This window comes from Mesorhizobium sp. M7A.F.Ca.CA.002.04.1.1, from assembly GCF_004022805.1.
Classification (GTDB): Bacteria; Pseudomonadota; Alphaproteobacteria; order Rhizobiales; family Rhizobiaceae; genus Mesorhizobium; species Mesorhizobium ciceri.
In genome coordinates this window covers 1-912 of record NZ_RZPL01001163.1, presented here as the reverse complement: position 1 = coordinate 912, position 912 = coordinate 1, and the positions used below count along the sequence as shown (strand labels likewise).

Genomic DNA, 912 nt, shown 5'->3' with positions numbered 1-912 from the left:
AGCGCATCCTGTGGCAATTCCAGTTCAGCCGCAGCGAGGTTCTCCCCGAGATGCCCGACCGACGATGTGCCGGGGATCAGCAGGATGTTGGGCGCGCGGCGCAGCAGCCAGGCGAGCGCGACCTGCATTGGCGTGGCGCCGAGGCGCGCCGCGATTTCCGACAGGGTGGAGGATTGCAGCGGGTTGAAGCCGCCGAGCGGGAAGAACGGCACATAGGCGATGCCATCGCGGGCAAGATCGTCGATCAGGGCATCGTCGCCGCGATGCGCCAGATTGTACTGGTTCTGCACGCAGACGATCTCGGCGATCCCCCGTCCTTGCGCGATCTGCGCCGGCGTCACGTTGCTCAGCCCGATGTGCCTGACCAGACCCTGTTGTTGGAGCTCGGCCAGCACGGTAAGCGGCGCTTCGATCGATCCTTCGGCGGGGCCATGGGTATCGAACATGATGCGTAGGTTGACGACGTCGAGCACCTCGAGCCCGAGATTGCTGAGATTGTCGTGTACCGCCTGGGTGAGCGCTTCCGCGGAAAAGGCCGGCAGCCACGATCCATCCGCGCCGCGCCGGGCACCGATCTTGGTGACGATGACGAGATCTTGGGGGTAGGGCGCCAGCGCCTCGCGGATCAGCCGGTTGGTGACGTGCGGACCGTAGAAGTCGCTGGTATCGATATGGTCGACGCCTTGCGCAATCGCCTCGCGCAGCACGGCCAATGCCGCGTCATGATCCTTGGGCGGCCCGAACACGCCGGGTCCCGCGAGTTGCATGGCACCGTAGCCGAGCCGCTTCACGGTGCGGCTGCCAAGCTTGAAGGTGGCGGGGGCGAAGGTGCCGGATTGTTGGATGTTGGACATGATTGATCTCCTTGAGGAGGCAGAGATAGGCGCTGCCCAACCTCGTGATAATCCGGTA

General features: G+C 64.7%; 1 protein-coding gene. It reads right to left on the bottom strand.

Annotated elements, in window-relative coordinates:
* Nucleotides 1-854, bottom strand: an 854-nt coding sequence (locus ENZ75_RS33015; protein ID WP_164755758.1) for an aldo/keto reductase family oxidoreductase, incomplete at its 3' end; no start/stop codon positions are given.
* Between the last annotated feature and the right edge of the window lie 58 nt (nucleotides 855-912).